Source organism: Streptomyces geranii (genome assembly GCF_002954775.1).
In the GTDB taxonomy this organism is placed as follows: domain Bacteria; phylum Actinomycetota; class Actinomycetes; order Streptomycetales; family Streptomycetaceae; genus Streptomyces; species Streptomyces geranii.
The window spans coordinates 332,570-345,487 of the sequence record NZ_PJME01000004.1 but is presented as its reverse complement, the minus strand read 5'-3'; the positions used below and the strand labels follow the sequence as shown (position 1 = coordinate 345,487).

The 12,918-nt window shown below is 70.5% G+C and carries 11 protein-coding genes; 4 read left to right on the top strand and 7 right to left on the bottom strand.

Annotated elements, in window-relative coordinates; translation table 11 throughout:
• Positions 1-12 precede the first annotated feature (12 nt).
• Together CW359_RS47515 and CW359_RS08450 are read left to right on the top strand one after the other, a co-directional pair.
• Positions 13-108 (top strand): putative leader peptide, encoded by a 96-nt coding sequence (locus tag CW359_RS47515; RefSeq protein ID WP_408647466.1) that lies wholly within the window; start codon positions 13-15, stop codon positions 106-108.
• A 138-nt stretch (positions 109-246) separates the two neighbouring features.
• Positions 247-1,071, top strand: a complete 825-nt coding sequence (locus CW359_RS08450) for a DUF1684 domain-containing protein (protein ID WP_105969147.1) — start codon at positions 247-249, stop codon at positions 1,069-1,071.
• 56 nt (positions 1,072-1,127) lie between these two features.
• On the opposite strand, the gene CW359_RS08445 is transcribed toward CW359_RS08450, so the two are convergent.
• Positions 1,128-1,319 carry a hypothetical protein gene (locus tag CW359_RS08445; RefSeq protein WP_105969146.1) on the bottom strand — a complete coding sequence of 64 codons (192 nt, stop codon included), beginning with the start codon at positions 1,317-1,319 and terminating at the stop codon, positions 1,128-1,130.
• Between the two features lie 173 nt (positions 1,320-1,492).
• Here CW359_RS08445 and CW359_RS08440 point away from each other — a divergent pair, with 173 nt between their 5' ends.
• Both CW359_RS08440 and CW359_RS08435 read left to right on the top strand, forming a co-directional pair.
• On the top strand, positions 1,493-2,332 hold the full coding sequence (locus CW359_RS08440; RefSeq protein ID WP_105969145.1) for a DUF1206 domain-containing protein: 840 nt from the start codon (positions 1,493-1,495) through the stop codon (positions 2,330-2,332).
• A 154-nt stretch (positions 2,333-2,486) separates the two neighbouring features.
• Positions 2,487-2,765 carry a GlsB/YeaQ/YmgE family stress response membrane protein gene (locus CW359_RS08435; protein WP_105969144.1) on the top strand — a complete coding sequence of 93 codons (279 nt, stop codon included), beginning with the start codon at positions 2,487-2,489 and terminating at the stop codon, positions 2,763-2,765.
• Between the two features lie 17 nt (positions 2,766-2,782).
• Here CW359_RS08435 and CW359_RS08430 read toward each other — a convergent pair whose 3' ends face one another.
• The 6 genes from CW359_RS08430 to CW359_RS08405 form a co-directional block, all read right to left on the bottom strand.
• Entirely contained in the window at positions 2,783-3,712 is a 930-nt protein-coding gene (locus CW359_RS08430) for a glycoside hydrolase family protein (RefSeq protein ID WP_232838292.1), read from the bottom strand.
• Between the two features lie 5 nt (positions 3,713-3,717).
• The gene (locus CW359_RS08425; protein ID WP_105969142.1) at positions 3,718-4,722 is read right to left on the bottom strand and encodes a LacI family DNA-binding transcriptional regulator; all 1,005 of its coding nucleotides are present in this window, start codon (positions 4,720-4,722) and stop codon (positions 3,718-3,720) included.
• Positions 4,723-4,724: 2 nt separating this feature from the next.
• Entirely contained in the window at positions 4,725-7,088 is a 2,364-nt protein-coding gene (locus CW359_RS08420; protein WP_105969271.1) for an alpha-L-arabinofuranosidase C-terminal domain-containing protein, read from the bottom strand.
• A gap of 40 nt (positions 7,089-7,128) precedes the next feature.
• The gene (locus tag CW359_RS08415) at positions 7,129-8,388 is read right to left on the bottom strand and encodes an alginate lyase family protein (protein WP_105969141.1); all 1,260 of its coding nucleotides are present in this window, start codon (positions 8,386-8,388) and stop codon (positions 7,129-7,131) included.
• 107 nt (positions 8,389-8,495) lie between these two features.
• Positions 8,496-11,321 carry a glycoside hydrolase family 2 TIM barrel-domain containing protein gene (locus CW359_RS08410; RefSeq protein ID WP_105969140.1) on the bottom strand — a complete coding sequence of 942 codons (2,826 nt, stop codon included), beginning with the start codon at positions 11,319-11,321 and terminating at the stop codon, positions 8,496-8,498.
• Positions 11,318-12,847, bottom strand: a complete 1,530-nt coding sequence (locus tag CW359_RS08405; RefSeq protein WP_105969139.1) for a glycoside hydrolase family protein — start codon at positions 12,845-12,847, stop codon at positions 11,318-11,320. The genes CW359_RS08410 and CW359_RS08405 overlap by 4 nt, the downstream gene beginning before the upstream one ends.
• Between the last annotated feature and the right edge of the window lie 71 nt (positions 12,848-12,918).

The window sequence follows — 12,918 nt, the reverse complement described above, 5'->3', positions numbered from 1 at the left end:
ATCCTGATTGGTGTGAACCCGGACCTGCGCCTCGTGTCCCGCCGGCACGTCGACCTCTGTCGACAGGCCAGCGCGATCTGTGCCGTCCGGCCACTTACGCGCCGCTGAATCGCCGCAGACTTCCCCGCCGATTCCTTCGTTCCCGCCCCGCGCACACACCCGCGCCCGAGGGCTCGGGCGTGCCCGCGCATCCCCACGCACATCACGCACATCACGCAGCTGTAGCGAAAGCCGAGGAACACACGCATGACCGTTCAGGACACCGGTACAGAACTGTCGGCCTTCACTCAGGACTGGCAGGAGTGGCACACCGGGCAGGAGGCGCGGCTCGCCGACCCGCACGGGTTCCTCGCCATCACCGGCCTGCACTGGCTCACCGACGAACCGCAGCGCTTCCCGGACGCCCCGGGCGCCTGGTCGACCGGCGCCGACGGCGTCGTCGTACGCCTCGACGAGGGCGAGGAACTGGTCGTGGACGGCACCCCCGTCCACGGCGAGCACAACTTCGGGGTGCTCCCGGAGCGCGGTGGGGTGAACGCGGTCTGGGGCGACGCCGTGATCGAGGTCGCCAAGCGCGGCGGCCACGACATAGTCCGCCCCCGCCACCCGGACACCCCCCTGCGCACCGAGTTCACCGGCACACCGGCCTACGCCCCGCACCCCCGCTGGGCGGTCACCGGCCGCTACACGGCCTTCGACGAGCCGCGTCCGACGACCGTGGGCGCGGCGGTGGAGGGCCTTGAGCATGTGTACGACGCCCCGGGCCAGGTCGAGTTCGAGGTGGACGGCCGCCCGCTGGCCCTCACCGCGTTCGCCGGACGCGCACCGGGCAGCCTGCTGGTGCTGTTCACCGACGCGACCTCCGGCGTCACCACGTACGCGGCGAACCGGGCCCTCGCCGTCGCCGCGCCCGCCGAGGACGGCACGGTCGTCCTGGACTTCAACCGCTCCACGAACCTGCCGTGCGCCTACACCGACCTGGCCACCTGCCCGCTGCCCCCGGCCGAGAACCAGCTGCCCGTGGCGATCGAGGCCGGGGAGAGGATCCCACGCGAGCGCGGCGGCTCCTGACCCCCGGCATACCGCGCACTAGGTCCGGCGAGCCGCTGATCAGCTCCTGAGCCTGATCAGCGGCTCGGCTGGCGGAGATCCAGTACACGCTCGGGGAAGGGACGTACCCGAAGGCGCCGCGCCTGCTGCCCGACGTACCGTTCCCGGGCGGTTGGTGCGGGGTGAGCCGCTCGCTCTCGTCCGGCGGCGAGGACCAGGCCGACGGCGAGCGCGAAGGCTCCGGCGGCGACCCCGCTCGACGGGGTCATTTCCAGGTTCGGTTCCATTTTCGGCGCAGTCAGCGCCGCCGGGTATGCCTTGGCCCGCGGAACAACCACGTGCGCCGCGGACGTGTACACGTACTCCGGCCGGGTGCCCGGGTATCCGCGATCTACCTGCCGCCCCGGGGATGACATCCCCGTCCGGGGGCACCCGCTACGGCATGGCTACTGGATCGGCAACAGCACGCGGACGCGGTCAGGCCCGCCGTGCGGCGAACAGCAAGGCGGTCGCGGCGGCGGCCCGGGCGGGCTTCGTCGCCCGTGGGGTCATCTACGCGCTGATCGGCGTTCTCTCCCTGCGGATCGCCTTCTCCGGCGAGCGGGAGCAGGCCGACCGGGGCGGCGCGGTCTCCGAGATCGCCCAGAAGCCCTTCGGCACCGTCCTGCTGTGGCTGCTCGGGATCGCCCTGGCCGGAATGGCCCTGTGGCGGCTGTCCGAGGCCGCCTTCGGACAGGCTGGTCCCGACGGCGGAAAGGCGGGCAAGAGGGCGATGGCAGCGGGCCGTTGCGTCTTCTACGGATTCGTCAGCTACTCCGTGCTCTCCTACGCGGCCGGGGACAAGGGCAGCGGCAGCGGCAGTTCCGACCAGGACTCCCGAGACGTCACCGCGAAGGCGCTGGACTGGCCCGGCGGACAATGGATCGTCGGTGTCGCGGGCGCCGCGGTGACCGCCGCCGGCCTGTGGATCGCGGTCCGGGCCCTCCTGCGCAAGTTCGAGAAGCACCTGAAGACGGCGGAGATGTCCCGCAGGACACGTCAAGCGGTCGCCATCCTCGGCGTGTTCGGCGGTACGGCCCGAGGCATCGTCTTCGCCACGGCGGGCGGCTTCGCCATCGCCGCGGCCGTCCAGCACCAGCCCGGCAAGGCCAAGGGCATGGACGACACCCTGCGTACGTTCGCCGACACCCCCGCCGGCCCCTGGCTGCTGGCGCTGATCGCCCTCGGTCTCCTGGCCTTCGGAGCCTTCTCCTGGGCCAACGCGCGCTGGCGCGACGTCTGAAGGACAGCGGCACGAAGGAACGACCGAACGGCAGAACCGCAGAACGGCAGAACCGCAGAACACAGCACGGAACGCGACCGGAGGCGTTTGTCCGGTCCCGATCGGTGCACACGAGAAACTGACACAGCCCCTTCCGAGAAAACGGAGACTCATCATGGGCATCATCGCGTGGATCATCATCGGCCTGCTCGCGGGCGCCATCGCCAAGCTCCTGATGCCGGGCAAGGACCCCGGCGGCATCATCGTCACGATGCTCATCGGCATCGTCGGCGGTCTGCTCGGCGGCTGGCTCGGCAAGGTGGTCTTCGGCGTCGACTCCATCGACGGCTTCTTCGACCTCTCCACCTGGATCGCGGCGATCGCGGGCTCCCTCGTCCTGCTCCTCCTCTACCGCCTCGTCACCGGCAACCGGCACTCCCGCCGTCACGCGTGACCCGGTGACGGCAAGTCCTAAAACGCGGGACCCAGTTGGAGTGCGGGAGTCCGGTCGCGGTCGCAGTGCAGGGTCCCGTCGACAACCCGGGCGGCGGCGACCTGAAGGGACGAGCGCCGGGTGGCGTACGTGCCGTCGTCGTCGGTGACGGCGCCGGTACGGCCGGGATGGGTGAAGTAGAAGACGTACGCCGTCCCGTCCTGGACGACGACGTCGGCGTGCAGGCCGATCGTCGCGTCGTCGGGGCGGCTGCCCGGTCTGTCGAGGATCAGGCCCTGGCGCACCCAGGTGGTGAGGTCGTCCGAGCGCAGCACACGCTGCCCGCGCCATTCGTCGACGAGCATCCAGTAGTAGCCGCCGAGCGCGAAGACGTTGGGGCCCTCGTGCGGGCGGTGACCGACCGCGAGCCCGGTGGGCCGCCACTCGTACAGGTCGGGGCTGTCGGCCGCGCAGGTGAGCGAGCCCCGGGTGTCGTCCTTGAACCACATGCGCCAGCCGCCGTCCGGCAGTGGGAACACACAGGCGTCGATGACCCGGTCGGAGCCGAGGTCGAGGGCGCCGTGGTGGGTCCAGTCCAGCAGGTCGGGGCTGGTGTAGTGGCGGATGGCGGCCTTGCCGTTCCAGTCGTCGCGGATGCCCCGGATGTAAGTGACGTACATGTGGTAGAGCCCGTCGTGCCAGATGATCTCCGGTGCCCAGAAGGTGTCACGGCCCCACTCGGTCTCCAGGCCGGGCAGCGTGCCCCGGTAGGTCCAGGTGCGGCCTCCGTCGGCGGACGCGGCGACGCCCAGGTCGGTGCCGTAGACCCAGGCGACACCGGGGCCGGGGGCGGTGGTTCGGCGGTTGGTGTAGACGAGCCACCACTCCTCGGTCCGGCGGTTCCAGATGGCCACCGGATCGGCGGCGCCGTCGTGTATCGGGTCGCGGAAGAGCGGCGCGGCGGCCACGGGGTTCACCGGGGACCGCCCGTCGACTCACGGATCACGACGGAGAAGCCACCGACGAAGTCCTGGTGTTCGGGGCCGGGTTCGGGTTCGGTCTGCTCGATGCGTCCGATCAGGAGGTCGACCGCGCGCTCGGCCATGCCGTCGTGGTCCGGGTCGATCGTGGAGAGGGAGGGGACGAGGAACTCGCTCTCCGGGACGTTGTCGAAGCCGATCACCTTGACCTGGTCGGGCACCCCGATCCCGGCGTCGGCCAGGCCTCGCAGCACGCCCATGGCGAGGGCGTCGGTCACACAGAACACGCCGTCGAAGTCGAGGCCGCTCGCCGTCATCTCCCGGGCGCGTTCGGCCCCGTCGCGCATGCCGAGCCGGTCCACCTGCTGGATCAGCCCGGGATCCGCCGGCAGTCCCGCCGCCTCCAGTGCCTGCCGGTAGCCGGTGAGCCGGAGGCTGGAGGTGTCGACCTCCTCCAGCGCCCCGCACAGGATCGCGACGCGCCGGCAGCCCCGTTCGATCAGATGCCCGGTGGCCGCCCTGGCCGCTTCCAGGTTGGGCATGGCGACGTGGTCGACGGGACCGCCGAAGATGCGGTCGCCGAGGACGACGACCGGGTGGTCCACCTTGAGGCGTTCGGCGTCGGCCTGGCTCAGCCCGGCGGCGCTGAGGATGAGCCCGTCGTACTGGTGGTTGCGGGACAGGGACAGCGCGTCCAGCTCGTTCTCCCGGGAGGCGGTCTGCTCGATACTCACCCGGAGATTGCGCCGCTCGGCGGCGGCGATGATCCCGGCGGCCAGCCGTCCGTAGTAGGCGCTGCCGACCTCGGGGACGGCGAGCCCGATGACTCCGGTGCGGCCCTTGCGCAGATTGCGGGCGGCGACGTTGACCCGGTAGTCGAGCCGGGCCATCGCCTCCAGGACCTTCTCGCGGGTGGCGGGGCGGACGTTCGGATGGTCGTTGATGACGTTGGAGACGGTCATCGGCGAGACTCCCGCTGCCTTCGCCACGTCCTGCATCGTTACCACGCTCGCCCCTGCCCTGCCTCTGCCGTCCCGGAACCCACCTGCATGCTAGGCCGCGCGTCCGTGCGCAGGACGGTGAACGAGTGCGGCGGGACTTCGAGGACGGGTCCGGTGACGCGGTCGTGGACCGGGGCGGCCGGGGCGGGCCCGAAACGGCTGGTGGCGTCCGGGTCGACGGTGAGCGTGGTGCGCTCGTACCCGGTGCCCTGCACAGCGCCGGACAGCAGCAGCCGAACCGCGACCGGCTCCGGCGTGGTGTTCACGATCTTCACGATCACATGTCCCGAGGCGCTGTCACGCACGGCCGAGACCGCGAAGACCTCCGGCTCCGGCCGTACGTCGTCGATGTCGTGCAGCAGCTCGCCGTCACGGAAGCAGCGCACCCGGGTGCCGTCGACCGCCACCGACAGCTCGTACCACTGCCCGCTGACCACACCTTCGGGCACGCGCTCACCGAGGTCGTCCTCCACTTCGTCGTCCACACGCTGGAGCCAGGTGGCCCGGTTTCCCCAGCCGCCGAGCTTCCACCGGTACCGGTGCCCGGAGGTGACCCCCGTGAAGTCCACGACGAACCCCTCGGCGCCGTCCGACTTCCGGGCTCGCACGGAGAAGGCGTACGACACTTCCCCGGCGACGTCCGCGTGCGTGCTCGGGGAGTCCATGGCCACCTCGCCGAACTCGGTGCGCGTGTCCTCTCCCGCGCCGACGCGGACGCCGGGGCCGTCGCTCTCCCGGGCGGGCGGCGCCTCGGGCGCTCCGGTGACCGTGACGGGCAGGGCGGTGTCGCCGGAGTTGACCGAATGCAGTTGCTGGACGTGGTAGTTGAGGGTGGTCCAGACGTGGGTGTTGTCGAAGTAGACCAGGTCGGGCAGCCATTGGGTGTGGTCGCGCTTGGCGAGCAGCGGGGCGTAGGAGGCGAGGCGGACGACGTCGCCGTTGCGTTCCATGGCGATCATGTAGAGGGCTTCGGCGATCGCGCTGCGGCCGTTGTTGCGCCAGCTGCCGTACTCCCCGATGTACAGGTGCGGGCCCTGCCGGTCCATCGCGTCGAACCGGCGGGAGTTCTCCAGCATCCAGCGCGGTGATTTGTAGGCGTGCTCGTCGACGACGGGTACGCCCCGCTCGCGGGCGAACGCCCAGCCCTTCTCCCAGTCCTCGCCGAAGGTGGCCGGGCCGAGGGTGCCGATGACGGTGATCTCGGGGTGGTGCTCGCACAGGGCGTCGTGGATACGGGAGAAGCGATCGCGGAAGGTGTCGGTGATCGTGTCCTCGTTGCCGACGCCGAGGTACTCCAGGCCGAAGGGTTCGGGGTGTCCGGCGGCGGCGCGCACTGATCCCCAACGCGAGTCGGCGGGGCCGTTGGCCCACTCCACCAGGGCCAGCACCTCGGCGACGTAGGCGTCCATCTCCTCCTCGGGGAGGCCCGCCTGGCCGGTCCGGTCGCCGACGTGGCTGTTCTGACAGCAGACGCCGGCCGGGACGACGGGCAGCGGCTTGGCGCCGATGTCCTCGCAGAACTGGAAGTACTCGAAGTAACCCAGGCCCATCGACTGGTGGTAGTGCCAGATGTTGAACTGCTGCCTGCGCTCGTGCAACGGGCCGACCGTCTCCGACCAGCGGTACATGTTGCCGAGCCCGTTGCCGTGGGCGAGGCAACCGCCGGGAAAACGCAGGAACTTGGGCTTGAGGTCGGCGATCGCCTGGGCCAGGTCCGCGCGCAGTCCGCCCGGCCGGCCCTTGAAGGTGGCATGCGGGAAGAGCGATACGAGGTCCAGGTGGAGGGTGCCGGGTCCGGTGGCGGTAAGGGTGAGGCGGGCGTCGGGGTCGGTGGCCGCCGAGGTGATGACCGCCGTGTGGCGCTGCCAGGAGCCGTGCACGGCGCCCAGTTCGGCCTCGCCGTGGACCGTGCCGCCGTCCCGGCTCTCGATGCGGGCGACCAGCCGGTCGGCGGTGCCGTCGGCCAGGCGGGCGAGGACGCTGACGTCGTAGCGCTCGCCCGCCCGGACCGGAATGCCGTCGAACCCCTCGTTGCGCAGGCCCGCTCCGGTGGAGGTGGTGCTGGTGAGTACCGCGTAGTGCGGGTTGGCGGGGTGCGGCGGGTCGTCGGTGGCGATCGTGAGCGATCCGGCCGCGCCGTCCCGTTCCAGCAGCTGCCACGCGGTGAGGGCGTGCCAGTCGGGGTGGTCGGCGGGACCGTACTCGAAGGATCTGTTCTGCACGAGTTCGGCGTGGAGACCGCCGTCCGCCGCGTAGTTGAGGTCCTCGAAGAACGCGCCGAACAGATCGGGCGAGATGGCGGTTCCCGGTCCTCGGGTGTCCACCTCCACGACCGTCTCGACGGGGCGGCCGGAATCACTCATGACCATCGGTCTTTTCTCTCTTCTGTGTTCGCGACGGGCGCTACTTGGCGTACATCAGCTGGCCGAAGCCGAGCTGGTCGTAACCGCCGCTGGTGGAACCGTAGTTGCCGCCGCCGCCCTCGATGCCGACGAGGTCGCTGGACATGGCCGCGATGTACTTGTCGTCGAGGCCCTTGATCCGGTTGTAGTGGTAGTGGAGCATCGCCCACACCGGGCGGACGATCCCGCGGCTCGCGTCGGAGATCACGGTCTGCTCGTTGTAGGCGCAGTTGGTGCCGCTGCCCCAGCTGTAGGTCGTGTAGGGCACGTCCAGGCCGAGGTTGTACTTGGCGACGTACTGGGCCGCCTTGAAGAACCGGTTGTCGTCGTAGCCGTAGAGGTCGACGCCCTGGTTGTAGGCCATCTCGCAGATGACGCCCATCTGGCCCATGCCCATGACGGAGTGGCCCTGGTCGCGCCCTGACTCCTGCCACTGGCCGAGTTCGTAGCCGTCGTCGTCCGTGTAGAGGAACGGCACGGCGTTGCCGATGGCGCCGTTGCCCGCGCCGCTCCGGAAGTAGGTGACCGCCTCGTCGAACTTGTCGCCGTCCTCGCAGAGGATGGCGATGGCCAGCAGGGACGCCACGTTGCAGAGGTCCCAGTTGGCCCAGTAGTGCGTGATGCAGGTGAAGTTGTGGTCGCGCAGGAAGCCGTGGTTGATGGGGTAGAACACGTTGAGCATCAGCTGCTGGAACGCGGCGAGGTCGAACCCGCTGTAGTCACGCAGGAGTTCGCCCACGTTGGCGAACTGCCAGCCCTGGAGCCCGGCGACGAGGATGCCGTCCGTGCTGCCCTGGATCGAGGTCAGGGTGCTCGACCAGGCGTTGCAGATCGCGGCGGCGCAGTCGGCGTACGCCGTGTCGCCGGTGATCAGCCAGCGCAGGGTGTTCTGGTATGCGGCGGCGATGTCGTTGTAGAGGATCGGGTAGTTCTGGGTGTTGCTCCCGCCCCGGTACACGATGGCCTGCGGGTTGGCCGTCCAGGTGGACGCGGAGTGGGCGTTGGCGGTCAGCAACTGCCAGCCCGAGTACCAGGGTTCGGCGTAGGCGGCGACCTTCACCCGGGCGCGGTTGATGTCGCCGGGGTGGTGGATCCCGCCGGGGTGGTTCCAGACGGTGGGCGCGGCGGAGGCGGACCGTACGGTGGCGGCGCCGAGCGCACCTGCAAGGGTGAGTCCTCCGGCGGCGCGCAGGATGCCCCGTCGGCTCGGTCCGGTGTGCGACAACTGGGCGGCGGGTGGGGGGAGTTCGTCGCGGCTCATGGGATGTGCGACTCCGATCGAACGGGCCCGATCGGCTCTGATCGGGCGGGGGGAAACTGCTTGGCCGAGCTGTGCGTGTGTGTGTGTGGGGGGGGGTTGCTCGGTGCTCACCTGCCGGGAAGCTCCCGGAAGGTGACGGCGAGGGTGGCCTGCCGGGCGGTCAGTCGGTGTTCCGGCCGGACGCGGGGGCCGCACGCGGCGGATCCCAGCCCGTGCTGGGCGAGGTCGAGGTTGACGTGGACGGCCGTACCGGGGCGGAGTTCGTCGGTGTGCCGTGCGGTGTCGAGGTCCTCGCTGGTCCAGCGGCGGGCGGTCAGGTGGTAGGCCGGCGCACCGGTGACGAGCAGTCCGCCGTGGGGTCCGGTGAGGCGGGCCCATCGGACGTCGGCCCGGCTGCCGTTCTCCTGGGGGAAGACGTACGGCGTCTGCAGCGCGTCGACCGTGCGGTGGTGCCGGGCCAGCCGGGCGGCGAGGCGACTGTCCGGGTACGCCTCCTCCGGGCCGAGTCCGTACCAGGTCACGGCGTCGATCCAGGCGGGCAGGGCCATGCGGAGGCCGATCCGGGGCAGCGGCAGGTCCCGCCAGTCGCCGTCCGGCTCGATGCCGGCGGTGAGGCGCAGTCCGTCCTCGGTGTCCTCCCAGCGGTAGGTCGCGTACATGCCGAGGTCGGTGGCGGCCGGGGCGACCCGGGTACGTACGACCGTCGCGTCGCCCTCGGTGTCGATGCCGAGCAGCCGGTGCCGAAGGCGGTCCAGGCCGACGCTCCGCCAGGTGTCCGCCACCGGATCGTGGCCGAGCCGGTCGTTGTCGACCGGCGCCCGCCACAGGTCGAGCCGGGGGCCCAGGACGGGCAGTTGCCCGATCCGGGTCAGCCGGCCGGTGCGGGCGTCGAACAGGCCGGGGTCGGGCCTGGACACACGCGTCGGTCGGCGCACAGGCACCGGTGCGGGAATCCGCTGGGCCCAGGCGACCTCGTGCCCGGCCGGGGCCCAGGGCTCGTCCTCGGCGAGGACGGCGCTGACGGTGAGTACGCCGGTGGTGTCCTCGACGGGGTACGGCAACCGCACCGGCGGGCCGCCCGCGGGGACCGGCGGGAGGGGCAGGGTCCCGGCGGCGGTCCGCTCGCCGTCGTGCTCCAGGGACCAAGCCAGGGTGAGGTGGGAAAGGTCGCGGAAGTCGTGGTGGTTGGCGATCCCGATGCCGTCCGGTGCCATGGTGATCCGCACCGGCTCCACGACCTTCTTGTACTCGCCCAGGCTCGGCGAGGGCGTGCGGTCGGGGAACACCAGGCCGTCGCAGACGAAGTTCCCGTCGTGCAGCTCCTCCCCGAAGTCGCCGCCGTAGGCGAAATGGCCGCCCTGGCGCAGCCCGTGGTCGATCCACTCCCACACGAAGCCGCCCATGCAGCGCTCGTACCTCTCGAACAGCCGCTGGTACTCGGCGAGTCCGCCGGGCCCGTTGCCCATGGCGTGGGCGTACTCGACGACCACGGCCGGCTGGGCGCGGCGCCGGGCGTCGGCGACCGGGTCGGGCAGGGGCTCCTCCGCGCGCCTGCCGATGGCGTCGAGTTCTTCGTGAGAGGTGTACATCCGGCTGTACACGTCGCTGTAACCGCCGCCCCAGTCCTGCTCGTAGTGCAACGGCCGGTCGGGGTCGCGCCGCTCGGCCCACTCGGCCATGGCCCGGAGGTTCTGGCCGTCACCGGCCTCGTTGCCCAGCGACCACATCACGACGGCGGGGTGGTTCTTGTCCCGCTCGACCGTACGGGCCATCCGGTCCAGGTACGCCTCGCGCCAGCGCGGGTCGTCGCTCGGGTTGCCGCGCCAGTCGCCCACGAGGGAGAAGCCGTGCGTCTCCAGGTCGCATTCGAGCATCACCCACAGGCCCAACTCGTCGCACAGGTCAAGGAATCGGCTGTCCGGCGGGTAGTGGCTGGTGCGGACGGCGTTGATGTTGTGGCGCTTCATCAGGACGATGTCCTCGCGCATGGTCGCCTCGTCGAGGACGCGCCCGCTGTCGGGGTGGAACTCGTGCCGGTTGACGCCGCGCAGCAGCACGGGGCGGCCGTTGACCCGGAACACCCCGTCCTCGACGGAGACGGTACGGAAGCCGATCCGCAGGGGGATCGTCTCGCCCCCGGCGCGCAACTCCCCGGCGTACAGGCGGGGGACCTCGGCCGTCCAGGGCTCGACGGCCTCGATGTCGTACGGCCCCTCGGCGGGGACGTCGCGCAGGCCGAGTTCTTCGACGGTCAGCCGGGCGGGTGTGTCGGTGTCGACGCTCAGGGTGCCCCGGCCGGTGAGGTGGTCGTGGTCGGCGTGGACGAAGAAGTCGTCGAGCGCTCCCGCCGGGCGGGCGAGCAGGGTGACGGAGCGGAAGATCCCGGACAGCCACCACATGTCCTGGTCCTCCAGATAGCTGCCCGGGGACCACTGGTGGACCCGGACGGCGAGGAGGTTCTGGCCCGGCCGGGCGATGCCGGTGACGTCGAACTCGGTGGGCAGCCGACTGCCCGTGGACCGGCCCAGCCGCCGTCCGTTGAGCCAGGCGGTGAAGGCGGAGTCCACGCCGTCGAAGCGCAGGACGGCTCCCGGGCCGTTCCACTCCTCGGACAGGTCGAAGGTGCGGCGGTAGTCACCGGTGGGGTTCTCGTCCGGGACGTGCGGCGGGTCGAGGGGGAAGGGGTAGCGGATGTTGGTGTAGATCGGGGCGCCGTGGCCGTGCAGCTGCCAGTGGGCGGGGACGGGCAGTTCGGCCCATTCCGAGTCGTCGAAGTCCGCCCGCTCGATGCCCTCGGGTGCCCGGTCGGACGACGGCGACAGCAGGAACCGCCAGTCGCCGTCCAGGACCAGCCGGGGCGAGTCCGAGGCGAACGCGGCCCGGGGGAGGCGCCGGCTCTCCCCAGGAACGAACGTCGTCAGCGGGTCGGTCATGACGCGGCGGCTGCCGCCGCCTCGGCGGTGGTGAGGAACTTCAGGCCGGTCACGTGCTCGTTGGCGTACCACTGCACGGTGTCGGTGGTGTAGTACCAGGTCGGCTTGCGCATCGTGTCCGCGATGACCACGCCGTTGACCACGAGGTTCTCGAACGTGACGTTCTTGACGGGGTGTTCGGCGTCGTAGCCCAGGAAGAGGGACGGGTTGGCGCGGGTGCCCGTGTAGGTGAGGTTCTTGATGTAGACATCTTCGATGCCGCGGCCGACCGAGGTGTTGTACTTCGTGTTGAACATGACCCGGAAGCAGAGGAGTTGGCCCCAGCGGAAGTCCTCGACCCGTACGTCCTCGACGCGCACGTTCTTGATCAGGTTGGAGTCGCCGGCGTTCAACGAAATGCAGCCCTGGTAGTTCATCTGGGGCTCGCGGTGGTCGAGGATGTCGACGTTCTTGATGAGCAGGTTCTCGATCGTCTCGGGGTTGTCGCTGTTGCCGTGCGTGCCGACGTTGATGGGGTGGGCTACGTCGGCCCACAGGATGCAGTTCTTGATGGTGAGGCCGCGGGTGTCGCCGTAGAAGTCGCCGCGGTGGGCGTAGATGGAGAAGCAGTCGTCGGAGGTGCGGGCGAAGCAGCCGTCGAAGGTCAGGTTCTTCGAGCAGTAGATGGGGTAGCCGTCGCCCCACTGGCCCCAGGTGAACACGCGGGTCTTCCTGACGCGGACGTTCTCCGCCTGGCCGAAGCCGATCCCGCTGCCCAGGAAGACGACGTCCTCGACCCGGCAGTTCCTGCTGTTCTCGATGCGCAGCCCGCCGACCGCGGAGTTCGGCGCCAGCAGCACGCCGTGGCCCTTGACGGTCACCTTCTCGACGCCCTTGACGTCGATCTGTGCCTTGAGGACGGCGCCGCCGGCCAGATAGACGGTCTTGCCGCTGGGGACGGTGAGGATGTTGCCGGTGACGCTGTGCAGGCCGGGGCCGTAGTAGAGGACGTCCGGGTCGTCGGCGGACGGGGGGCACTTCTCGACGCGGTTGGTGATGACGTGCAGGCAGTCGAAGATCTCGTCGTTGATCTGGACGACGACGTCCTTCGGCTCGTCGAGGGTGAACACCACGGTGTCGCCGCCGACTTCGGGCGTGATGCCGTACGAGTCCGGTCGCACTCTCGCCTTGGTGGTGCCGCCCTTGAGGTAGGTGACCTCGACCTCCACCGAGCCGGAGAAGTCGAAGTACACCATCGACGAGCCCCAGACCTTGCCCGAGCCGGTCGTGGGGTTGATCTCCTTGACGCCGGGCGCGTAGCAGGTGAGGGTCTGCCACTCGCCGTCGGGCGCGGTGCGCACCCGCGCCTTGAAGCTGGCCTGCGTGCCCACACCGGCCGGGATCGGGTAGGTGACCAGCTGGGGCGCGGGGGCTCCGGCCGGCTCGTCGGCCCGGGCCGAGGTGGCCGTCACCTCGGCGAGTCCGGCGGCGAGCACGGTGGCGCCGGCTGCCTGGAGGGCGTTGCGGCGGGACAGGGGTGTGGACATGCGTGACTCCTTGCGGGTGCGAAGAGACAGAGACAAGGGAGGAGAGAGGAGATCAGCCGGGCCGCTGCGAC

What these genes read in the sequence shown, in the direction of transcription:
- CW359_RS08450 (WP_105969147.1), top strand. Translation starts at nt 247, where the DNA reads ATGACCGTTCAGGACACCGGTACAGAACTGTCGGCCTTCACTCAGGAC.
- CW359_RS08445 (WP_105969146.1), bottom strand. Translation starts at nt 1,319, where the DNA reads ATGACCCCGTCGAGCGGGGTCGCCGCCGGAGCCTTCGCGCTCGCCGTC.
- CW359_RS08440 (WP_105969145.1), top strand. Translation starts at nt 1,493, where the DNA reads ATGGCTACTGGATCGGCAACAGCACGCGGACGCGGTCAGGCCCGCCGT.
- CW359_RS08435 (WP_105969144.1), top strand. Translation starts at nt 2,487, where the DNA reads ATGGGCATCATCGCGTGGATCATCATCGGCCTGCTCGCGGGCGCCATC.
- CW359_RS08425 (WP_105969142.1), bottom strand. Translation starts at nt 4,722, where the DNA reads ATGCAGGACGTGGCGAAGGCAGCGGGAGTCTCGCCGATGACCGTCTCC.
- CW359_RS08420 (WP_105969271.1), bottom strand. Translation starts at nt 7,088, where the DNA reads ATGAGTGATTCCGGCCGCCCCGTCGAGACGGTCGTGGAGGTGGACACC.
- CW359_RS08415 (WP_105969141.1), bottom strand. Translation starts at nt 8,388, where the DNA reads ATGAGCCGCGACGAACTCCCCCCACCCGCCGCCCAGTTGTCGCACACC.
- CW359_RS08410 (WP_105969140.1), bottom strand. Translation starts at nt 11,321, where the DNA reads ATGACCGACCCGCTGACGACGTTCGTTCCTGGGGAGAGCCGGCGCCTC.
- CW359_RS08405 (WP_105969139.1), bottom strand. Translation starts at nt 12,847, where the DNA reads ATGTCCACACCCCTGTCCCGCCGCAACGCCCTCCAGGCAGCCGGCGCC.